Genomic DNA, 22,008 nt, shown 5'->3' with positions numbered 1-22,008 from the left:
CTCGCTCGCTACAGCGCTATGAAGGGCGCGCTTCGCGAGCGGCTTGCTTCAGTCCTGCAAACAACAAGGGGGTCGCTTCCTCATGTCGTTGCGGGGTCAAATCCGGACGTCGCTTGACAGCCGCCGACGCTTGCGACCTAATCCTTCTCGGACCCCCACCAATGCGCGGTCGATCGTCGCAGCGCTCATTGCCAAAAGTTTGTCGCGGATCTCGGGGGTAAGGTCGAGGTGGCCATGCCGTTCCATCGCCTCAATCAACGCAGGCATTAACGCCTTCAGCCGCTTCCCGCAGATCCGGTCTGACGCCTCCCAAAGGAGCACGAGCGCGTTGTGTTCTACCTCATTATACATTCGACGTCGCGCCCTTCGGCTTGGGCGCGCGTCTTCCTCACCTCGAAGTAGTCGCATCGCCTGCTTGCGATGGAATCCGGTGATGTCGACGAACTCGTCCAATATCCGCGTCTTCTTCGCGCGATCCGAACGCCGATAGCGCGCGCCTGCTGCCGCCGTCAGTTCCTTCCGCGTTGCCATGCTTAGCCACCCCATCTTCGCCCCCGCTCGCTCCCGATCCAAGGGAGCAATTTACGTGAGGCAACGGCTCAGCATTTGGTAACAATTAGGGCGAGACAATGCGGAGTCTCACCCTGATCGCCGCCGCGCAAAAGCCAACCGATCGGAGGACGAGGCAAGGCTTAGGCAGTTTATTTTTGCTGTGCGAAGAGCCTTGGCCTCACACGTCTGCAAATGAAGGAGGCCGGCGCTCACACCACGCTTTTAGGCCCTCTCGGGCATCAGGTGATGTTAGGCTTTCGAAAAACTTCGCATTGATCTCGACCGGGTCAGCAGTGCCTCGACGAATTGAATTGAGCGACGTCTTCAGGCCCCGGAGAGAAGCCGGCGAACGCTGGGCGAGCATCCCGGCAAAATGCTCTAATCGCGCTTCAAGCGCATCCGAAGTACACACCTCGGTAAGATAACCCATCTGTAACAACGTGATGCTGTCAACTTGCTCGCCTGTTAGAAAAAGGCGTTTCGTTTGCGACAGGCCAAGCCGCTCCACGTAACGTCGTAAACCAGAATAGTAGTACTGAATACCGAGGCGAGAAGGAGACATTTGCAAGAGACATCCCCGCGTTCCGATACGAAAATCACATGCAAGCGCGAGGTCAGTAGCGCCTCCGTAAATGTTTCCATTCAGGCCGCATATAGTAGGAAAGGGGCATTCTTCGACAAGATCGCACATCGCGGCGAACAGGGCTGTACATGCCGCCGCACGATCACTCGACAATGTATCCAGGTCAAATCCTGAACTAAAACTTGGACCTTGAGCCGTTATCATTAGTACTCGCACGCTCGACTGCCGAGCCAAAGTCGCGACGATTTCAGAGAAAGTCTCGATGTCTGTTGGCTCGAACCGATTGTGCTGCCGAGACCGGTTCAATTGAATTCTCGCGATCCCTTTTGACACATGCAAGGTCGGCAAGTTCCCGAGCTCAGATGCTTCTTCATTCCTTTGTTTCCCTGCTGCGACCTCACTTCCAAATTTATTCATTCGATTCCCTCGACTGGCGAAACCTGCGCTGCAGGGACGGGTAGGTGAGGCGCGGTTGTCAACGATGAAGCACAGAAGCTTCGGCCCTATGCCCTCAGCCCCTCCGTATTCTTTTTACGTTGACAGATATTTTTTTTACATTCAATAGAATATCTCGGAAACTGGCCCTGCCGGCAGCGCGGCGAGGAGAGGCGTAAGTCATGTCCAACCGCAATTTCTATGTCCTGGTTGAGGGGAGGGCCGAGGCAAACCCGACAGACGTGCTCCTAGAGCTTGAGAGCGGCGAAACGCTATCCGCTCAGTGGCTGCACAAGCTCTGTGGTAGCTATGCCAGCGTCTTCCGGCGGCTCGGATGTGCGGTCGGTGATCGCGTGGCCGTCCAGGTCGAGAAGTCCGCACATGCTTTCGCGCTCTATCTTGCCTGCCTCCGTGCTGGGCTCTGCTATTTGCCCATCAACACAGCTTATCGCTCAGCTGAGTTGGCCTACCTTCTAAAGGACGCGCAGCCTTCCTTCCTTCTCAGAGGACCAAATACGGAAGCTCTTCCCGACATGACGGTGCCTCGGTCAACCAAGGTCTTAACGTTTGGCATCCGGGGTGAAGGAACATTCGCATCACTTGTCAAAGCAGGAGAGACCTCGTTTAGCACCGTCGAACTCAATGGTGCGGCTCCCGCAGCTCTCCTCTACACCTCAGGCACAACCGGCCGGCCCAAGGGTGCTCTGATCAGCCATGCTGCGCTCTCGTACACCGCTCAAACGCTGAGTCGATTGTGGGGCTTCTCGTCTTCGGATGTTCTGCTACATGCGCTGCCGATCTTCCACAGCCATGGTCTATTCATCTCATTCAACGTCGCGCTGGCAGGCGGAGCGCGAATTCTCCTGCAAAATAAATTCGATGTAAGTCCAGTGCTCGACGCAATTCCTCGCTCAACCGTTTTTATGGGAGTGCCAACTTACTATCATCGTCTATTGACCTGCCCTTCGCTGGCCAGCTCTCTTTGCCGAAACATGCGACTGTTCATATCCGGTTCGGCACCACTATCGGCTCCGATGCATCGCGATTTTGAAACTCGGACAGGGCACCGTATCCTGGAGCGTTATGGTTTGACCGAGGCAATGATTCTCTGCTCGAACCCCCTGGAAGGTGATCGTCGACCAGGTTCGGTAGGGCTACCGATTCCCGGTGTTGATTTGCGTATTGCAGGCGAGCGAGATGAAGCTCTGCCTGTCGGACAAGTAGGTATCATTCAAGCGCGAGGACCGGGGCTTTTCTCCGGTTACTGGAACAATGCTGAGCAAACCAAAGCCGAGCTCACAGCAGACGGGTTCTTCCGTACCGGCGACATGGGTCTCGTCGACGAGAAGGGATACGTCTCGATTACAGGCCGCGCCAAGGATCTCATCATCAGCGGCGGATACAACGTCTATCCCGCAGAAGTTGAGGCTGTAATCGATGAACTGACTTCCGTTAAGGAGTCAGCCGTTGTCGGAGCAACTCACGCGGATTTCGGAGAGTGCGTCGTTGCCTTCGTAATTGCTAGCGATAAGAGCGACCCACCGAGCGAAAGCGAGGTGATTCAGCAGGTCAAGCGAAACATGGCAAGTTACAAAACCCCCAAGAAGGTCATCGTAGTCGATGATTTTCCACGGAATGCTATGGGAAAAGTCTTGAAGAAGGAGCTCCGGACGACACTAGCGGACTTTCCCACGCTTGGCTCGGATAACGCCAATAGATAATCGGCCTCCCTAGGCTAACTGGAGATTGCACACTTGTGCGCATACCATCCCGCTGAATTTCAAGCGCTGACATTTCATGATGCGGTACCCGCCTTCAGAGAAGGACGAGATAGCCCGCGCAAATACCTTGAGCGCTGTCTCGAAACGATCGACGCTCGCGAGCCCACCGTGCGAGCTTGGGTCGAAATGAACGTGCGAGAGGCGAGGTCCGTGGCTGATCGATCCACAGCGCGTTACCTCGCGGGACGAGAGCTTTCGACCATCGATGGCATGCCGGTCGGGATCAAAGACCTCTTTATGACAAAGGATATGCCCACGCGTATGGGATCTCCCTTGTTCAGAGACAATCACACTCATCAAGATACGGCTTGCGTCCAGGCATTGAGAGCCGCGGGCGCCATCGTGCTCGGTAAGACAGTGACGACGGAACTCGGCATGTCCTACCCTGGACCGACTACCAACCCGTTCAGCCATCGCCATACCCCCGGCGGATCGTCGAGCGGATCGGCAGCGGCCGTCGGCGCGCGGATGATACCTGCGGCAATCGGAACGCAAGTGGCTGGCTCGGTGATTCGACCAGCGAGCTTTTGCGCGAACTATGCGATCAAGCCGACAATGGGCGCCATCCATCGTGGGGAGCGTCTGGCACTTAGCCAAAGCCACGTGGGGATCCATGCTGGCGACCTTCGTGACATGTGGCATGTGTCGATTGAAGTCGCAAAGAGATCAGGCGGCGATCCCGGCTATCCCGGCCTTTACGGTGAGACAACTCTTCATCCGGCAACCCGGCCACTACGAGTGATTGTGATGGAGGCCCAAGGTGCGGCAGAATTGGACGACGATTCCAGAGACGCATTTGAACGGTTCCTCACTCAGCTTCGCCACGCCGGCGTCCACACCATCGACAGAACCAACCACTCGCTGGTCGACTCGTTCGAACGTGCCATCGACGAAAGTCTTGAAATTACTCGTGACGTTTGTGCCTACGAGATGCGCTGGTCACTGGAGAACCTTGTAGAAAGGTTTGGCGGAGGGCTGAGTGACAGCTTGACCTCTCGTCTGGAACTCGCGAGAAAGATGAGCATAGATGACTATCGTCAACTACTCGCCCAGCGCGATAAGGCAAGAGCAGCCCACGCCGCAATTGCTCATATCGCCGACGCTATCGTTGCTCCGTCCTCCGTTGGACCAGCTCCAAAATTAGACAATCAAGGACTTGACTCGGGCATCTCACATACAACAGGCCTGCCGAGTTACAATGCTGTTACCTCCGTCTTAGGGGCGCCAACTATCACGCTTCCGCTTCTTGCGGTGAGGGGAATGCCTCTCGGAATTCAGGTTATTGGCCAGCAGCATACCGATCAGCACCTTGTAGGTTTAGGGCGTTGGATCAGCGAGACTATTCCGGCGCGATCGGTCTAATCTCTGCTGGCTCATTCTGAGTTCGACCGGCATGGGCCCTTGGCGAGGTAAATTCGGCAGCATCTGATCTCGGGCCCGTATGTTCGTCGATCGTCTCACCATAGGTAGGGGAAGTAGCGCCTAGGTTGAGCGCCGGGCCGGCAAATCGCGTGCTCCTTCGAGTATTGTTGGGCTAAAGGTTCGAGCCTTTGAGCTACCGGTTGACGAACCGGTCCGCCTCTCGTCGCGATACAATTGCGAAACTTTTCGCTATCTACTCGCGGATCGTGGTATGAACTCCCATACCCGCGGGCAGGACCGTGCTCAAATTCAACCGAACTAGCGAAATCGCCAACTGGATCAAGACCGAAATTGATTCCGGTGCTTTGCAGCCAGGATCCAAGCTTGATGAAAAGCAACTCTCCGACAGGTTTAACGTTTCGAAGACCCCTGTCCGGGAAGCCCTGATACAGCTGGCATCGCGTGGCTTGGTAGATCTGAAGCAGCGGAGGGGTGCGACCGTCTCGGTTCTGAGTGCGGAGCAAATTGTCGCTATGTTCGAAGTTATGACGGAGCTTGAGGGAATGTCTGCAAGGCTGGCCGCGGCGCGAATGCCGACGGACCTACAGGCGCGCCTCCGCGACATACACTCTCGCAGCGAAAGCGCGCTTCACAATGCGCAGCTGTACGATGCAATTAATAAAGAGCTCCATGAAACTATCTACGAGGGTGCGCAAAACTCATATTTGGAACAGTCGATAAAAGAGACCCGCGCTCGCCTGCGTCTCTATCGTCGGTACCCATTCCAAAAACCAGGTCGCATTCAACAGTCCTATCAAGATCATTGCTCAATTGTGGCAGCGATCACCCGAGGAGATGCCATGGCGGCTGCTCAGGCTATGCACGATCATCTCACGACTGGCGGACGCGTTTTCGCAGATCTCGTGGCGGAAGCCGCTCGTTTTGCGAATACACCTGATAAGGCGGCGGGATAACCCCGCCCAATTGCCTCCACCTACTCGGCAACTCTTCTCGTCTTCTAACCCGCGTGGCGCGATATGGCGCGAGCAGCAATGTGGAGCACGAACTATCACCGGTCACATAAAACCTACTGATCAACTCAACCGACGAATTGATGATTTTCTCGCTTGCCGATGACACATCGATCGGATCGTATTACATCATCTGCTTCACCTTCCAGGCGCCATCCCTCGCAAATCCCACAAGGGCTGCAGGAATTCTTCAAGTCGGCAAGAAAATGCGACGCAAATCTCTGTACGATACTAGTATCCTAAGCGCATGGAATATATCGGAGACGACCTCGCGGGGACCGACAAATGACGCTCCAATCGAACAGTCACAACAGCCCGCAAGCGATTGGCGCTACTCCAGTACACGAGCATCTCTACCATTTCCATCGCCGCGATTTTCGTGCCGGGCGGCTCTTCTTGTTGGCCCGTAGGAAGCGGGCACGCACAGAGACGGGCCAACCGCCGATGTTGCTCGCCGTAGCGCCGGCGACACAAAGGCGGCAATCACCGCGGCTGAGCGCTCATTTCCGGTCCGCCGAATTCTTGCCTGCAAAAGCGCAGCAATTCTGAGGTCGTGGGCCGGACTAATGCGGAAGAGCTGGCGCTTCTGGTCGCGAGCGAACAGGGCCAGTTATGGATGAACCCGCGATAAGAAAACACTCTTGTGAACGAGCAACAGGCAGCCCGCTCTTGATCAAGGCTTTCCAACGAAACTTGGCTCATAGGCCGACCGAAGGTCGGTCTCAAGAAGCGCGAGTCGCCGTCACATGATAGGCCCAGGCCCGATGGAACGATCCTTGCTAGATTGATCGGAAGGGTAGATCAAACCCAGGAGCGATACATGAAGAATTATGACGGCCCCATTGACCCTCAAAAAACAGCATTGCTAGTTGTCGACCTGCAGAACCACGAGATTTCTGAGGAAGAACAGCGCAAATATCCGGAGTACGTGGACCGCGTGAAACATCAGATCGTGCCGAACGTCCAGCGGCTACTGCAAGCCGCGAGGTCGTGCGGCGTGGAAGTGATGTACACGGTAATCGAAAGCCTCACCAAGGATGGGCGCGATCGTTCGCTTTGCCACCGTAAGCTAGTCATCCCAAAGGGGTCATGGGGAGCTCAGGTAATTCCCGAGATAGCGCCTGGCGAAGACGACATCGTCTTACCAAAGACAGCTTCTGGGGTATTCAGTTCGACCATCCTGGAGCGGGTTCTTCGTAACATGGGCATTGAGGAGGTAATTGTTGTTGGCGTTTTAACGGATCAATGCATCGATATGGCGCTGCGCGACGGTGTAGATCGCAGCTTCCATATGATTTGCGTCACCGACTGCTGCGCCGCCTATACTGAAGAGAGACACAATTACTCTCTTCGTATGCAATATGGCGCTGTCCGGAAAGTGACGACGGAGGAGATTGTATCGGAACTCTCAGGCAAGTTATTCGCCCGAAACAGCTGAGATTTCCCTTCTTGAGATTCCCTCAGTAAGCCGAGCGGTTTGTTTTCTGTCTCTTTTCCGCTGAGCAAGAGATGCAAAACGAGATCCTAACGTCTTACCCCTGAGAGGGAATCTCGAAGAGCTGCGTTGAAGCGTATGACACGCGCGTCAACGTTAACACCTGTGGCGCTTGTGCATTGCGGAGACTTCGGATGCGAAAGAGCCTGGTTTGCGTGCTGCGCAGACTATAAACCGTAGATCAAAAGCCATGCGACGAGGAGATGCAAGCCGTGCCGCGTAAACTTCCCAACACGCCTGTTGATGTCTGGCGCACAACTCCGGAAACGTTGGACCTGGCGGAAAACGCCAAGCGATTTGGCTGGTGGGATTTTCCGCTCGAAAGCGCTGCAACAGATTCGGCAGAAATGGATGGAATTGACCGCGCGTACTGGTTCTATAAAAGCGCGCGCCCAATTACGAGAACATCACGGGATGTTTCTGATGCGTTGTTCTTGAACGACAAGTCTATTGTGGAATTACCGACTGCATTTCGAAAGCAGCAGACTGCGACTCTGAGTGCACTGGGGGATCTGATCCAGGCGCGCGGGCTAGAACACTCTAAGGATCTTTTGTTCGAGAGCATCGAAGCCGCTGTCTTCAATGCCGATATCTCTTTCGCGAATTATGAATCTGTGGTGGCAGACGATCATGTCGTGAGCGAGGCTATAGGCGACGGCCGCTCTTCGATGATGTGTTGCTCATCGGCCCAATATTCCGCATTAACAGAACACCAGGGTAGACGTTTCACGATTCTTAACCTCGCGAACAATCACTCATTGGACTTGGGCGTTCAGGGTCTTCGAACCACTCAAGAGCTCTGCAGAGCGAATGGGATCATTGAAATCGGCGCCCCTCGATGCGCCGAGGAGTACGGCCGGGGCACGGTTTTCACGAAGAGGGGCATCAGGTTCGGGTTCGTGTCGGTCACATTCGGTCTCAATGGGCGACCCCTACCCGACGGTGAACATTATTGTGTGCACGCGTCACCGCTCATGTCCAAACGTGTCGTGGCCGATCTTGAGCTACTCAAATCGCAAATAAGGAGCTGTAAACATCAGAATGCCGATGTCATCATCGCCTCAATCCATTGGGGCTTCGAATTCGAGTTTTTTCCAAGACGAAAGCAAATTGAGCTCGCTCATGCGCTTGTGGAGGAAGGCGCCGACATAATTTTGGGCCATCATCCTCACGTAGTTCAGCCGATCGAGTACTACCGCACTACACGTGATCCCAACCGAGTTGCGGTCATCGCTTACTCCTTGGGTAGCCTAACTTGGGACTGGTATACGGCTCCACATTTAATTTTGAGCTTGATGCTGAACTTTCAGTTCGCAAAAGGTGATACAAGTGCAGGAAGCCGTACTTACATCGAAAGTGTCACCGCTACTCCTTTGTTTAGAAATATCTTCTACAGGGGCGATAACAAAGTGATGCGCATTGAACAACTTAGAGACCACCTGGATGCGAAAAATGCCGACTTCGGTCACTTAGAACAAATGCAACAATACGTAGACTTGATTTCGGGCCGCGGAGCCCCGGTTTGACGAGCTCGCGACAGCCTCTCATCCAAATGCTCTCCGCCATCAGGTGCGACCGTGAATGTGTAAGCGGAGTGACCTGCCACTGAATGTTCATCCAGCGGCAGTTAGAGTCTCGGAGTTTTGTGCAGCGAGACCGAACTTTGGACCACCCGGAACTAGAGTTTTGCGCCTCTGATCACGTTGGCGGGCTGGTGTCGCCGACGTGATTTTGCAGCAAAATCGGCGGCCGATTGCCGATCGCCCCGTGGGGCCGTTCTTCGTTATAGTATCTTCGCCAAGTCTCCACCTTTTGCCGGGCATCCGCAAGGGACAGGAACCAATGGGTGTTGAGGCATTCGGCCCGGAAGCGGCCGTTGAAGGCTTCGATGAAGGCGTTGTCGGTCGGCTTGCCGGGTCGTGAGAAGTCCAGCGTGACGCCGCGCTGGTAGGCCCAGAGGTCAAGATCGCGCGACACGAACTCGCTGCCTTGATCGACCCGGATCGTCGCCGGGAGTCCCACTTCATTGCAAACCCTTTCCAGTACCTCCACGACATCGGTGCCGCGGAAGGTGAGCCGCGGCTCCAGTGCGGGCGAGAAGCGGGAGAAGATATCGACGATCGTGAGCACCCGGAGATTGCCGCCGGTGGCCAGCTGGTCATGAACGAAGTCCATCGCCCAGATCTCGTTGACCCGCGTCGCGGGCCGTCGGTCGTCGCGCAACTTGGCCTTGACCCGGCGCTTGGGCGATTTGTTGCGCAATTGCAGGCCCAATTCGCGATAGATGCGACGGGTCTTGTTCTGGCCGTGACGCCATCCCTCGCGGCGCAACAGCACATGGACGCGGCGATAGCCGTAGCGGATGCGAACATGGCAGATCTCCTTGATCCGAGCTTCGAGGGCCGCCTGGCCGGAGCGACGAGATTTGTAGTGATAGGTCGATCGATCGAACTCGAGGGCCTTACAAGCCTTGCGGATCGAGACCTGCCACTCCCCGCAAACCTCATCGACGAGCTTGCGCTTCCGACCAGGCTTCACAGCTTTCGGCGGATCACGTCCTGCAGCATCTCCTTGTCGAGCGATAGGTCCGCCACCAGCTTCTTCAGCTTGGCGTTCTCGTCCTCGAGCTGCTTCAACCGGCGCATCTCGGTCGGCAGCAGTCCGTCGTACTTTTTCTTCCAGTTGAAATAGGTCGCCTGGCTGATCCCGGATTTGCGGCAGATCTCCGCAACCGGGACCCCGTCGTTGCCCTGCTTCAGGATAAACGCCTTCTGGGCGTCCGAAAACTTCGAGGCCTTCATCGTCGTCCGCTCCTCCCAGCCGAGGGGATTCGGCAGCGCAAGACTCTAGCCAAAATTGGTCCAGTTTGCCGGCCTCAGGTCAGCGGTAGCTGAAGCGCCGCCGCTCGTTGGCGAAATCGCGCAATCGGCCACGCAGAATTGCGTCCGGCGGGCGGCTGGAGCGATAGCGGATCATCTGTAAGCGCGATTTTCTCCGCACGCCGGCGGTTTTGATGGACTGCCTTGAATCGGGCGATGCGGGGCCGTTCAGGCGGTGGCGGCTTTGTGGAAGTTGAAGGGCAGCAGGTCTGCAATATCGGCGTCGCCGGCGCGCTGAGGCGATTCGGTGAGGACGTGGCGCAACCACGCTAACGGCACGACACGTGAGGCGCGGCAGGTCAGCATCAGGCTATAGACGACGGCGCTGGCCTCGGCTCCGTCCACGGTATCACTGAACAACCGTAAGCGGTACGAGCAGACCACGGACCTGGCGTGGACGGCCTACGCGCGCCGCTGGAAGCGCATAGGCATCCAGAACTGCCGCAGGGCCTCAACGGCTATTGGAATGTCGCGCCAGGCGTTTTGAGCGACGGGCAGCGTTGCCAGCGTATGGCGGGCCGGGGGTAGCAAGGGTCGACCGGCGTCATCGATGCAATGGACCAGGATCGGCCGCAGCATAAGGTGTTCGGTTCCGTTCGGGGAGAGAAGCCGCGACCAGACGAGAAGCCGAAGCTTCATGACGGCGTGGAAGCCCATGCACCAGGGCTGCGGGTCGACGTCGCCGTCCGGCGATCGCAGGAACAGCGGCTCGAAGCTCTCCGGTCTCGTCGACAGCGTCTCGCTGATCGCGTTGTGGCGCATCAGCGTGGCAGCGATCGCCGAGAACTCCTCGGTGTCGTGATTGAAGGCGTCGGGATCTACGCCAAGGAGCGGGCACACCCATTCCTCGGAGGCCATCGAGACCGGCCCGGCGACGACAGCGGCCACTGCGCCGTCGAGCATGGAGAGCGACGTCGCCCGCGGATGCCGAAGCGTCGGCGACCTGGCGCGCTCGCTCATCCATTGCCCGAGCCGCTCGAATGACATGGCATAGTTCGCCATCGTCGTCTTGCGTGCTTTTCGCGTTCCCCGCCGTTGCTTCGGCTTCGTCATGCCACGGCTCGCTTTTCGGCTTCGCGTGCGGCCTTCCAGTTCCAGGCCAGAAGTTCGTGCAGCTGGTTGGCCTTCGCGGCGCCGCTCACCATGCGCTCGAGAACGTCGACGAGATAGGCCTCGGGGTCGAGGCCATTCAATTTGGCCGTGTTAAGAAGCGAAGAAAGTATCGACCAAGTCTCGCCTCCGCCTTCGTCACCACTGAACAACGAGTTCTTTTTTCCGATCGCAATCGGCCTGATTGATCGTTCGACCGTGTTGGTGTCCGCCTCGAGCCGCCCGTCGTCCAGGAATGCCGTCAGGCCCTGCCAGCGTTCGAGCATATAATCGATCGCCTTGATGAGCGTCGAGCGGCGGGAGATCCCGTCCTTCACCGCGATCAGTCGAGCCTTCAACGCCTCCATGAGCGGCTTCGTCTCGGCCTGTCGCGCCGCGCGGCGTTCCCCGGCGCCGAGACCGCGGATCCTCTCCTCGATCGCGTAGACGGCTGCGATGCGCTCGATGACCTCCGCGGCGAAGGGTGAGTTCGTCGTCTTGTGCACCCTCACGAAGTTGCGGCGCGCGTGAACGAGACAATACGCCAGCTGGATCTGCCCGGCACCTTCGCATCGCCCACCAGCGAGGCGTAGGCGGCATAGCCGTCGACTTGCAGCACGCCTTCGAAGCCGGCCAACTGCGCCACGATCTCCTTCTTGCCGCGACCGTCTGCGAACACGTAGGCGACCGCCGGCGGCGCCGGACCCTTCCACGCCCGATCGTCCGTCGCATGCGCCCAGAACTGGCAGATCCTCGTGCGGCCGCGTACCGGGTCGAGCACCGGCATCGGCGTCTCATCGCAGAACAACCGCTCAAAGCCGTGCATGGTCTTCAGTTGCAGGTCGTAGAGGCCCCTGACCAGCCACGCCGCGCTGCCCATCCAGCGCGCCAGCGTCTGACGATCGACGACAACACCTTGGCCCGCCAGGATCTGCGTCTGGCGGTAGAGCGTCGATTGCCAGGCATATTTGGCCGCGGCGATATGCGCGATCAGCGCCGTCGTCGCCATGCCGCCCTCGACGAGCCGCGCTGGTGCCGAGGCCTGGACGATCGGGCCCTCACAGGCGCGGCAGGCATATTTGGGAGGGATCGTGCGGAGTACACGCAACCACCCGGGAAACCGAACCGCAGAGTCGGAGATCGCCCCTTCATCCGGTAGGTGGCCGCTGAACAGCGCCTACGATTCACGTGACTAGTGCGCCAAACAGCTTGCTAAGACGTTCCCGTTCAGAAGCGGAAGCCGGCCGCGGACGGTATCCCCAAAGGGCCGGCCATCAGACACTCGCTTGCTCAAAGCTCGATCCCAAACCGGAAACTCACGCCAGACGTAAACCGGCTGTCGGCACATGATGAGATAATGTGATAAAAGGCCCGCAGTTCAGTGGGATCGGACGTTCCTAACCCAACGGTCACAGGACCTATAACGAGACCTAGACCAGGAGCAGGGAATATTCAGCCGACTGTCGCAATCCTGCGCAATCGCTGGGAATACGCGTAATTGCTGCAGAGGACGCCCTGAATTCGCAGCCCACGGCAGCCCTCGGCCGGCAAACTGCAGCAAAAAACGGCCGAAGCCTGTCCGATGTGATAGCCCACATCTAGCGGCGCAGTTTACCCTGCGATCAAGAGAGGAATGTCCCAAATGCCGAAATCCACTGCGCGCTGTTTCATTCACAGACCAGCCCGTCTCAAGCGGCGTTTTGCCGCCATAGCAAGCGTGGCGGCACTACTAATGACCGTCTCACCCGGGGGCGCGGAAACGCTGAAATGGGCTCGGAGCTTGGACGTTCAGACTCTAGACCCTCACGCCTATAATGAGAACGTGACCTTTGCGTTCAATCGGCAGATGTACGAAGGCCTTGTGGAGCGCTCCGACGACGGAAAGCTCATTGGAGTACTAGCGACCGAATGGCGGATGTTGCCTGATCACCCCGACGTTTGGGAGTTCAAGCTTCGCCGGAACGTTACGTTCCACGACGGCGCACCATTTAAGGCCGACGACGCCGCATTTTCAATCCAGCGAGCTATGGCACCAACCTCGAATGTGCGGACCTATCTGGCTGCCGCCGCGGTTGAGGAAGCCATCGCGAAGGACGACTACACCGTGCAGGTCAAGACAAAGGGACCCAGCCCTCTTCTGCCCGAAAACTTGGCAAGCATCTTCATAATGAATAGAGCATGGGCCGAGAAGAACGACTCCGTTGTTCCGCAGGATTTTAAAGGCGGGAAAGAAAACTATGCTGCTCGCCATGAGAACGGCACTGGCGCCTATCGCCTTGTAAGCCGAGAATCGGATCGCCGTTCGGAGTTGGAAGCTTACGATAAATACTGGGGTATCGGCCAGTTCCCAATCGATATCGATCGGATCATCTATACCCCTATCCAGTCGGCCGCGACGCGTGTATCCGCATTGATCAGCGGAGAAGTTAATTTTCTCCAAGACGTCCCCCCCCAAGACATTTCACGGTTGGAGCAGAATGAAAGCCTTCGGGTGGTTCGCGGCCCAGAGATTCGCACGGTTTTTTTAGGCGTCAATACAAGCGCGAACACACTTGCCAGCGGGGAAGCAAAGGGAAATCCTTTCGCCGACAAGCGGGTGCGCCACGCAATGAACATGTCCATTGATCGTCTAGCGATCAAGTCGGCAATCATGCGAGGGGAGTCGGTTCCGCTCGGTACAATCATTTCGCCGATCGCCGACGGCTATACGGAAGAATTGGGTAAGTTCCCAAAGCTCAATATTGACCAAGCCAAGCAGCTTATGGCCGAGGCAGGTTACCCCAACGGATTTTCGGTCACTCTAAACTGTCCAAATGACGGCATGGTGAACGACGAGCGCATCTGTCAGGCCGTGGTGGCAATGCTCGCCAAGATCGGTGTCACCGTGCATCTCGATGTCCAACCCAGCGCAGTCGTCTGGCCTCTAGTTCTCAATAGGAAGACCGACTTTTACCTGATGACGTGGGGCTCATACGATTCTCAATTAATCTTCGATAATCTCGTCCACTCTCGGGGCGCCTGGGCTGCAGCGAATTACAAAAACCCGGAGATTGATGCCAAAATTGAATTACTCCGGTCGGAAGCCGATCCTCAAAGACGTAAAACCATAATCGCCGAAATTTGGAAGACCGTTCAGGACGAGTGTTTCTATCTACCGATTCACGCGCAGGTGTTGGCGCGTGCAACGCAGAAGAAGATTCACGTTACGCCAAACGTTGGTAATCAGATCTCCGTGAAAACCATCAAGGTGGACAAGTGACAGGTTTCTTTCTGCGCAGATTGCTGTCCGTGTTGCCGGTGATGCTGATGACGGCGTTTCTGTCGTTCGCCGCCTTTCATTTTATCGGCGATCCGCTCCAGAATATGGTCGGACCGGAGGCGACCGCGCAGGACCGCGCGCGGCTAGCGGCGGAACTCGGGTTCGACCGCCCCTTTTACATCCAGTTCTTTCGTTTTATCAGTTCGGCACTCCATGGGGACTTCGGCATTTCCACTCGCGTTGGAAGGCCGGTGTTGGATTTGATCCTGGAGCGGCTGCCTGCGACTCTGGAACTAGCTATATTATCGTTTATATTTGCAATGATAGCGGGAGTCGCCCTTGGCGTCGTGACAGCATTGCGGCCGCGCTCCATATTATCGGGCTTCAGCTTGACGGTCTCGCTGATCGCAGTATCCCTGCCTAACTTCTTAATCGGCATCGGCCTCATCTACGTGTTCGCGGTCAAACTTGGCTGGTTGCCGTCCTTCGGACGGGGCGACACGGTGAAGATCGGCTGGTGGACCACCGGGTTACTGACTAAGACCGGCTGGCAGGCTATCATCCTTCCCGCGATTTCACTGGCCACCTATCAACTCACGCTGATCTTGCGTTTAGTCCGCACTGAAATGCTTGAGGTCATGCATTCCGATCATATCCGGTTCGCACGCGCGCGAGGGCTGCCAGACCGGCTCATCTATTTTTCTTACGCTTTGAAGAACACGATGATTCCGGTCGTCACGGTTGCAGGTTTGCAGTTGGGATCCATCATCGCATTCGCCGTCGTTACTGAGACAGTATTCCAATGGCCAGGCGTTGGGCTGCTCTTTATTAATTCCATTAGATTTTCCGACGTCCCAATCATGGCCGCATACCTTCTCATCGTGTCGATCATTTTCGTTACCATCAACATGGTCGTGGATTGCGTCTACTACCTTCTAGATCCTCGCCTGCGGACGGGAGGAGTAGTCAGATGACCATTCACAAGCTTTCCGCATTGTTTAACTCTGATATCGGGCACTCTTACATCCGTTCCCCCAGAGCAGTTCTGTCTACGCTCGCACTGCTAACTCTCATTGTCGCGGCCCTGGGAGCTCCTTTATGGGCACCACAGAACACTCTCGACGCCAGCACGTTCGATCTGCTTTCGTCAAATACACCGGCCTGGAGCATCAATGAGTTCACGAACCGCTTCTACGCTTTCGGCACAGACGATCAGGGACGTGACGTGCTTTCAGCGACCCTTTATGGAACACGGGTTTCACTCCTAGTGGGCCTTGCCTCTGTTTTGGTTTCAATGTCGATCGGCGTCAGCTTAGGCCTGATATCCGGTTATTTCGGGGGACACATTGACGCAGCGATCATGCGTATCGCAGACATCCAGTTGTCCATCCCCGCCATTTTTATTGCGCTCCTTATTTCCGGCTTAACGCGGTCGCTACTGCCACCGAGCGCGCGCGAAGCCCTTGCTGTCTACATGGTAATATTGGCGATTGGAATTTCCGGATGGGTCACATATGCCCGCACGGTGCGCGGCGCCGTGATGGGGGAGAAACAGCGAGAGTATGTGCAGGCAGCCCTAATGATAGGCCTTCCGACGGGCACAGTGCTGGTACGGCACATATTGCCAAACGTGCGTCGACCGATCCTCGTGATCGCGACAATCTCACTTGCGCTTTCAATTATTACCGAAGCCACGCTGTCCTACTTGGGCGCAGGTCTGCCCCCCACCCAACCATCTCTTGGAACATTGATCCGCAGTGGGCAAGACTTTCTTTTTGCTGGGCAGTGGTGGATCCTGCTGTTTCCTGCCGCCACCCTTCTTACACTCGCGCTGGCCATTAACGTCTTGGGCGACTGGTTCCGGGATGTAATCAACCCAAGGGGCATCTGATGACAACAACTGCCCAGCCTTGCGTTCTTTCCATTCGGGGACTTAGCGTCGACTTTCCTAGCCGGCATGGCGCCTTGCAAGCCGTATGCAACGTCAGCCTAGACATCGCGCCAGGCGAAATACTCGGCATCGTCGGCGAATCGGGCGCGGGCAAATCGACCGTTGGAGCTGCCATCACGGGCTTACTACAGGCTCCCGGCCATATTAGTGCGGGCGAAGTTCGGCTTTCCGGAGATATCATCGATGCGCGCGACGTTAAGGCGATGCGGGCGTTACGCGGCAAACGCGTCTCGACTATTTTCCAAGATCCACTGACCAGCTTAAATCCACTTTTCACAATTGAGAGACAACTGGTCGACACGATCCGAACTCATCTCGCCTTATCACGCAGCGACGCAAGGATCGAGGCGGTGCGTCAGTTGGAGGCGGTAGGGATTCCAGAGCCAGCCCGGCGCGTGAAGAACTGGCCACATGAATTCTCGGGTGGCATGCGACAGCGCGCAGTTATCGCGCTTGCTCTCTGCTCACAACCCGAACTCATTGTCGCGGACGAACCAACAACTGCGCTCGACGTGACCGTTCAGGCACAGATCTTGAAGCTAATCAAGAACTTGGCTCGTGAACGTCAAGTGGGTGTGATGCTCATCACCCACAACATGGGCGTGATTTCCCAGGTCACTGATCGCGTCGCGGTGATGAGGGCAGGCGAAATCGTCGAACTAAACGACACTGCGGCTGTTCTTGGAAATCCATGCCACGAGTACAGCCAAGCATTGATTTCGGTTGTGCCGCGCGGCGACATTAAGCTGCATCGCTTTCCCGTGTCTGGCGCCGCTCGAAATATCGATGCGGCCATGCAGTGGCTGCTGGAAAGAGACATGCCGCAAAGTTCAAGCCAGCCGGAGGCACTTGTAGAACTCCGGGGTGTGGAGCGCGTATATGGGGCGACAGGCATGTTCGGTGGTTCCGCTCGGCGAGCCTTTAAGGCCCTGCACGATGTGAACCTGAGTATCCGCCCCGGAGAAGTCATGGGCCTTGTTGGCGAATCCGGCTCTGGAAAAAGCACGATCGCAAGAGTCGTTGCTGGGCTTGCCCGCCCGAGCAGCGGCCAACTGATTTATGGCGGAAAAGATGTTTATGCAGCCAGCCTTGAAGATCGTCAAGATATTCGGCGTCAAACTCAAATGGTGTTTCAAGACCCGTACTCGTCTCTGAATCCACAGATGCGCGTGGGCGAGATTATCATGGAGCCAATGATTCACTTTGGACTAGTAAAGGATAAGCGAGAGGCCGAACCGATAATGTTAGAGCTGCTGAAGGCCGTTGGTCTGGAGCCCACCGTCGCCCGCCGTTATCCGCACGCCTTCTCAGGCGGTCAGCGACAACGTATTTCAATCGCACGAACCTTGGCAAGTCGCCCGCGGTTCCTCATCTGCGATGAACCTACCTCGGCACTCGATGTCTCGATCCAGGCGCAGATCCTAAATCTTCTGAAAGACCTTCAAGAGAATCTATCGCTGACGATGTTATTTATCAGTCACGATCTCCCTGTCGTGCGTCAGATTTGCGACAGAGTTACAGTACTACAGAATGGGCAAATTTGCGAAAGCAGCGAGACGGAACAGTTGTTCAAAGCGCCGAAGCACTCTTACACAGCATCGCTCTTGTCCATGATACCGAAGATGCAGACCCCAGAGTGGATCGTCAAGCCGTCTGAGATCCCATCACAGTCCATCTGCTAGCCCCGGACGCGTCCGCCCGGGTTGTCAGATATCTGATGGTCATGCGGCAGCAGCCGATGGCTTTATACGCCCGCCGTACGCTCATCCCGTGGGCAACCATGAGATACGCGACAGCTTTCCGCTTGCCCGCGGGCAAAAAGCGGGCTTCGTGCCCGAACCATTTATCGCGAACGGCGTGCGCGGATCTCGTCATGGCCTGGCTGCAACAGCAGTCCACTCGCGAGAGGCCGGATACATTTATGCAATTGGAAGCGTCATTTTTGCTGTTACGAACCCTTGCACGGACCGGGGCGGACCATACATTCTTTCCCACGAGATCCTTGGGCGCCGCATTGTCCAGCACGGCATCAGCCACCAACCGCTTCAGCCGTGTGTTCTCGTCCTCCAGCGTCTTCAGCCGCTTGGCCTCCGACACTCCAGTGGCCTTCCATTTGTAGATGCTGGGGTCGCTGACGCCGCGCTTGCGGCACAGATCGGCAACCGAAACCCCGGCCTCATGCTCCTTCAAAATCCCGATGATCTGCTCTGCCGAAAAGCGGCTACGCTTCATGCTCTGGTCCTTGTTTGGGCCAGCGCGAACTTCAATCTGGATTAAGCCTGTGGGGCAAGGTCATTCACGTCCTTGAGGGTTATCCTGATCCGGACGGCGGTCGTGTTCAGGCTCATGCTGCCAGCCTCGGATCGTGCGCATGCATCCTGTAGGTCGATGCCCAGGGAGGCAGTTTGTCCAGTCGCGCCGCAGGCCAGCCATTGATGAGTTTTGCGAGCACGCCGGAGAGCCAGGGCTAGGCGCTGACGACATTGAGCCTACACGTTTCAATGAGCGAGGCCAGCAATGCCCAATTATCGGCACCCTCGTCGCACCCAGCGAACAGGGCATTCTTGGCATCGAGTTTGATTGGCCGCATCGCACGCTCGACCGCATTCGTGTCCATCTCGATGCGCCCGTCATCAAGGTAGAGCGTCAGGCCGTCCCAATGGCGCAGCGAATAGCGCAGAGCCTTCGCCGTGTCGCTCTTCCCCGCAAGATGATCAAGAGTTGCCTCAAACCACTGCTTCAAGGCTGCTGCCAGAGGTCTGGCATGAGCTTGTCGACCCGCGCAGCGCTCGGCAGCAGAGTGGCCCCGAAGTGCCTTCTCGACCGCGTTGAGCTGGGCGATGCGCTTAAGGGCCTCGCGGCAAACTGGAGCTGGCGCCGGAGCAGCCTCACGCGCGATCTTCACAAACTAGCGCCGTAGATGCGATCAGCAGAAGGCGAGCGGCCCAGACAGGGCGCCCGCACGCGTCTCCCGGGTCATGGTCTTGTAGGCCTGATAGCCTTCGCAATAGATGATACCGCGATAGCCCCAATCAGCGATGGCTTTGGGTGTCGCGTGCGAGGTCGGCCGTCCCGGACCGCGTTTTCCGTCGAGCGCGGTGCGCCTGCGATAGCTCTCGACTGTAGCGCGGCGATCTGGGAGAGAGGTGCGCGACAATCTGGATGAGAATCTGGTGTCGCGGCGGATGTGATGATCCGCGGGTTTGATTGACGCGCGCAAGTGCTTTGTCAGGTTGATTGTCGCGGCGCGTCAATCAGGGGCGATATTGGCGGGTGTGGCGTATGACGCTGGGCGTCCAGGTCCCTTTTTGCGCTCAGCGGCCTCGCGGCGTCGGTAGCTTTCGACATTCATCTCGAAGATGGTGGCGTGATGAACGAGCCGGTCGACCGCGGCGAGCGTCATAGCGGGGTCCGGGAAGATCTTCCCCCACTCGCCAAAGGGTTGGTTGGCTGTGATCAGCATGGAGCGCCGTTCGTAACGGGCGCTGATCAGCTCGAAGAGCACACTGGTCTCGGCCTGGTCCTTGGTGACGTATGCGAGATCATCGAGGATGAGCAGGTCGAACTTGTCGAGCTTGGCCAGCACGCTCTCGAGGACGAGGTCGCGGCGGGCCTGCTGCAGCTTCTGGACGAGATCTGTGGTGCGGGTGAACAGCACCCTGTAGCCGTTCTCGATGAGGGCGAGACCGATCGCCGAGGCGAGATGGCTCTTGCCGGTGCCGGGCGGGCCGAACAGGAGCAGGTTTGCGCCTTTCTCCAACCAGGTGTCGCCGGCGACGATGGCCATGACCTGAGCTTTGGAGACCATCGGCACGGCGTCGAACTCGAAGCTCTCGAGGGTCTTTCCGGGCAGAAGGCGGCCCTCTGTGAGGTGCCGCTCGATGCGGCGGCGATCGCGCTCGGCCAGTTCGTGCTCGGCGAGCACAGTGAGGAAGCGCGCGGCGGGCCAGCCCTCCTTGTCGGCCTGCTCGGCGAACTGTGGCCAGATCACCTTGCTGGCGGGCAGTCGCAGCTCGTTAAGGAGCAGGCTGAGCTTGGCGGGGTCAATCGAGGCGCTCTTCATGCTGCGTCTCCCAGGCTGGCGCCGATGAGCGCTTCGTAGGCCTGAAGCGGCGCCAGGCGGACGACTACGTTGGGTAGGCGCGCGGGATCGGGCGCGAAGCGGGCACGCAGCGCGGCCATGTCGGGGAGCCGGTGATTGTCGAGGCAGATGGACAGCTCCTCGGCCAGTTCGCTCTCGCAGCCGCGCTCGTGGGCGAGGCCAAGAAGCTCGACCATGATGCGGCAGGCCTGGCGCTCGGGCAGACGCTCGACGAGGAGATCGAAAGTCCGCCGGTAGGCCTCGCGCGGGAAGAGCCGATCGCGATAGACCAGATTGAGCAATGCCATCGGCTTCCTTCTGAGCGAATGGATGACGTGCCGGTAGTTGACGACCTGGTCATGCTTGCCGGACGGGGAAGCACGCCCGCGCGGCAGCGTCATGAGATGCGTGCCGCCGATGAAGACATCGAGCCGATCGTCGTAGAGGCGCACGCGCAAGCGATGGCCGATCAGGCGCGAGGGCACCGTATAGAAGACCTTGCGCAGCGTGAAGCCGCCTGAGGAAGTGACGCGCACGCTGAGTTCCTCATAGTCGGTGGTGCGCCGCTCAGGTAGCTCCCGAAGCTGGGCGCGCTCGGCATCGATGCGCTTGGCGTTGCGGGCATTGCGGCGGCCGACGATCTCGTCGACGAAGCGGCGATAGGAGGCGAGATCATCGAAGTCGACGGTGCCACGCAGCAACAGTGCATCCTCGATCGCCCGCTTGAGATGGCCGTGCGGCCCCTCGATCGAGCCGTTCTCGTGGGCGATGCCGGCATTGTTGCGTGACGGTGTCATGCCGTAATGGCTGCACAGCTCGTTATAGCGGCGGGTCAGGTCCTCGCGCGCGTCCTTGTCCAGGTTGCGGAAGGCGGCGGACAGGCTGTCCGAGCGGTGCTCGCGCGGCACCCCACCGAGGGACCAGAGTGCGTTCTGTAGGCCTTCCGCCAGCGCCACGAAGCTCTCGCCGCCGAGCACGACATGGGCGTGCTCGAAGCCGGAATAGGCGAGCCGGAAATGATAGAGTCGGTGGTCGAGCGGCTGACCGGCGATGGTGATGCCGAACGAGGCCACCTCGGTGAAGTCCGACAGACCGAGCCTGCCGGGTTCGTGCGCCTGGCGGAAGATGACCTCCTGCTCCTCACCGTGGATGGCACGCCAGCCTCGGATGCGCCGCTCCAGCGTCCGGCGCACGCCCTCGCCCAACTCGGAATGGCGCAGCATCATCTCCTCGAAAATGGCCACGGGCCGGATGCCGGGCGCTGCCCGCAGCAGCGGCACGACTTCAGAGTCGAAAATGTCGGCGATTGGATCGGGACGCCGTCGTGCGCGCGGCTCCTTCTTCTGCGAAGGTAGTACTGGATCCTTCTCGATGCGGTAGGCCGTTGCCACGCTGATCGACGCCTTCGCCGCGGCGACAGGCGTCGGATGGGTCTTCCTGAGCTTCATGTAGAGCCTTCTGTGGTTGCCGCCCGCAATGCAAGAAGTTTCTGACCCTTTGGCGTGTGATC

At 57.8% G+C, this 22,008-nt stretch carries 16 protein-coding genes and 5 pseudogenes; 9 read left to right on the top strand and 12 right to left on the bottom strand.

From position 1 onward, the window contains the following. Nucleotides 1-120 precede the first annotated feature (120 nt). A pseudogene (locus tag QY049_RS34320) lies at nucleotides 121-546 on the bottom strand (ISNCY family transposase); the annotation flags it as partial. 184 nt (nucleotides 547-730) lie between these two features. Further along, nucleotides 731-1,552, bottom strand: a complete 822-nt coding sequence (locus QY049_RS34315; RefSeq protein WP_128929836.1) for an enoyl-CoA hydratase/isomerase family protein — start codon at nucleotides 1,550-1,552, stop codon at nucleotides 731-733. A 200-nt stretch (nucleotides 1,553-1,752) separates the two neighbouring features. On the opposite strand from QY049_RS34315, the gene QY049_RS34310 reads away from it, so the two are divergent. From QY049_RS34310 to QY049_RS34290, 5 genes are all read left to right on the top strand, one after another. Beyond that, nucleotides 1,753-3,291 carry an AMP-binding protein gene (locus QY049_RS34310; RefSeq protein WP_128955112.1) on the top strand — a complete coding sequence of 513 codons (1,539 nt, stop codon included), beginning with the start codon at nucleotides 1,753-1,755 and terminating at the stop codon, nucleotides 3,289-3,291. A gap of 33 nt (nucleotides 3,292-3,324) precedes the next feature. Beyond that, complete coding sequence (locus QY049_RS34305; protein WP_128955113.1) at nucleotides 3,325-4,713, top strand: amidase; 1,389 nt, start codon at nucleotides 3,325-3,327, stop codon at nucleotides 4,711-4,713. A 299-nt stretch (nucleotides 4,714-5,012) separates the two neighbouring features. Then, entirely contained in the window at nucleotides 5,013-5,687 is a 675-nt protein-coding gene (locus tag QY049_RS34300) for a GntR family transcriptional regulator (RefSeq protein ID WP_128929839.1), read from the top strand. 877 nt (nucleotides 5,688-6,564) lie between these two features. Then, nucleotides 6,565-7,182 carry an isochorismatase family cysteine hydrolase gene (locus QY049_RS34295; protein ID WP_128929840.1) on the top strand — a complete coding sequence of 206 codons (618 nt, stop codon included), beginning with the start codon at nucleotides 6,565-6,567 and terminating at the stop codon, nucleotides 7,180-7,182. A 269-nt stretch (nucleotides 7,183-7,451) separates the two neighbouring features. Next, complete coding sequence (locus QY049_RS34290; protein ID WP_164934300.1) at nucleotides 7,452-8,765, top strand: CapA family protein; 1,314 nt, start codon at nucleotides 7,452-7,454, stop codon at nucleotides 8,763-8,765. Between the two features lie 172 nt (nucleotides 8,766-8,937). Here the strand turns inward: QY049_RS34290 and QY049_RS34285 are convergent. From QY049_RS34285 to QY049_RS34265, 5 genes and pseudogenes are all read right to left on the bottom strand, one after another. Then, nucleotides 8,938-10,040, bottom strand: a protein-coding gene (locus QY049_RS34285) for an IS3 family transposase (protein WP_128929842.1) whose coding sequence is annotated in 2 segments (ribosomal slippage) — nucleotides 8,938-9,779 and nucleotides 9,779-10,040 — 1,104 coding nt in all. Because the reading frame shifts where the segments join, the coding sequence is not laid out codon by codon here. A 246-nt stretch (nucleotides 10,041-10,286) separates the two neighbouring features. Beyond that, nucleotides 10,287-10,478, bottom strand: a pseudogene (locus tag QY049_RS34280) (transposase domain-containing protein); the annotation flags it as partial. Nucleotides 10,479-10,520: 42 nt separating this feature from the next. Next, a complete protein-coding gene (locus QY049_RS34275; RefSeq protein WP_237867281.1) occupies nucleotides 10,521-11,171 on the bottom strand; it encodes a UPF0149 family protein in 651 nt (216 codons plus the stop codon). Next, the gene (locus QY049_RS34270) at nucleotides 11,168-11,713 is read right to left on the bottom strand and encodes a transposase (protein WP_128955114.1); all 546 of its coding nucleotides are present in this window, start codon (nucleotides 11,711-11,713) and stop codon (nucleotides 11,168-11,170) included. The genes QY049_RS34275 and QY049_RS34270 overlap by 4 nt, the downstream gene beginning before the upstream one ends. A gap of 2 nt (nucleotides 11,714-11,715) precedes the next feature. After that, nucleotides 11,716-12,216: a transposase gene (locus tag QY049_RS34265; protein WP_128955115.1), complete on the bottom strand. Its 501-nt coding sequence runs from the start codon at nucleotides 12,214-12,216 to the stop codon at nucleotides 11,716-11,718. Between the two features lie 633 nt (nucleotides 12,217-12,849). Between QY049_RS34265 and QY049_RS34260 the strand changes: the two genes are divergently transcribed. The 4 genes from QY049_RS34260 to QY049_RS34245 are packed head-to-tail and all read left to right on the top strand — an operon-like array spanning nucleotide 12,850 to nucleotide 18,099. Next, entirely contained in the window at nucleotides 12,850-14,466 is a 1,617-nt protein-coding gene (locus QY049_RS34260; protein ID WP_164934301.1) for an ABC transporter substrate-binding protein, read from the top strand. Next, nucleotides 14,463-15,440 carry an ABC transporter permease gene (locus tag QY049_RS34255; RefSeq protein WP_128955116.1) on the top strand — a complete coding sequence of 326 codons (978 nt, stop codon included), beginning with the start codon at nucleotides 14,463-14,465 and terminating at the stop codon, nucleotides 15,438-15,440. Before QY049_RS34260 ends, QY049_RS34255 begins: the two co-directional genes overlap by 4 nt. Further along, nucleotides 15,437-16,357, top strand: coding sequence for an ABC transporter permease (locus QY049_RS34250; protein ID WP_128929847.1), 921 nt, complete (start codon nucleotides 15,437-15,439; stop codon nucleotides 16,355-16,357). The genes QY049_RS34255 and QY049_RS34250 overlap by 4 nt, the downstream gene beginning before the upstream one ends. Then, on the top strand, nucleotides 16,357-18,099 hold the full coding sequence (locus QY049_RS34245; protein ID WP_128929848.1) for an ABC transporter ATP-binding protein: 1,743 nt from the start codon (nucleotides 16,357-16,359) through the stop codon (nucleotides 18,097-18,099). The genes QY049_RS34250 and QY049_RS34245 overlap by 1 nt, the downstream gene beginning before the upstream one ends. Nucleotides 18,100-18,103: 4 nt before the next feature. On the opposite strand, the pseudogene QY049_RS34240 reads toward QY049_RS34245, so the two are convergent. From QY049_RS34240 to istA, 5 genes and pseudogenes are all read right to left on the bottom strand, one after another. Beyond that, nucleotides 18,104-18,232, bottom strand: a pseudogene (locus QY049_RS34240) (IS3 family transposase); the annotation flags it as partial. Nucleotides 18,233-18,397: 165 nt separating this feature from the next. After that, nucleotides 18,398-18,649 (bottom strand): annotated as a pseudogene (locus QY049_RS34235) (transposase); the annotation flags it as partial. 112 nt (nucleotides 18,650-18,761) lie between these two features. Beyond that, nucleotides 18,762-19,445 (bottom strand): annotated as a pseudogene (locus QY049_RS34230) (transposase); the annotation flags it as partial. A gap of 222 nt (nucleotides 19,446-19,667) precedes the next feature. Next, nucleotides 19,668-20,480, bottom strand: coding sequence for an IS21-like element helper ATPase IstB (gene istB / locus QY049_RS34225; RefSeq protein ID WP_128929849.1), 813 nt, complete (start codon nucleotides 20,478-20,480; stop codon nucleotides 19,668-19,670). Beyond that, a complete protein-coding gene (gene istA, locus QY049_RS34220; RefSeq protein WP_128929850.1) occupies nucleotides 20,477-21,946 on the bottom strand; it encodes an IS21 family transposase in 1,470 nt (489 codons plus the stop codon). Before istA ends, istB begins: the two co-directional genes overlap by 4 nt. Nucleotides 21,947-22,008: the final 62 nt, after the last annotated feature.

The sequence above is a fragment of the Bradyrhizobium sp. WYCCWR 13022 genome (assembly GCF_030435535.1).
Classification (GTDB): domain Bacteria; phylum Pseudomonadota; class Alphaproteobacteria; order Rhizobiales; family Xanthobacteraceae; genus Bradyrhizobium.
Note: the sequence above shows the minus strand (reverse complement) of the source record. Positions and strands in the feature narration are given on the sequence as shown.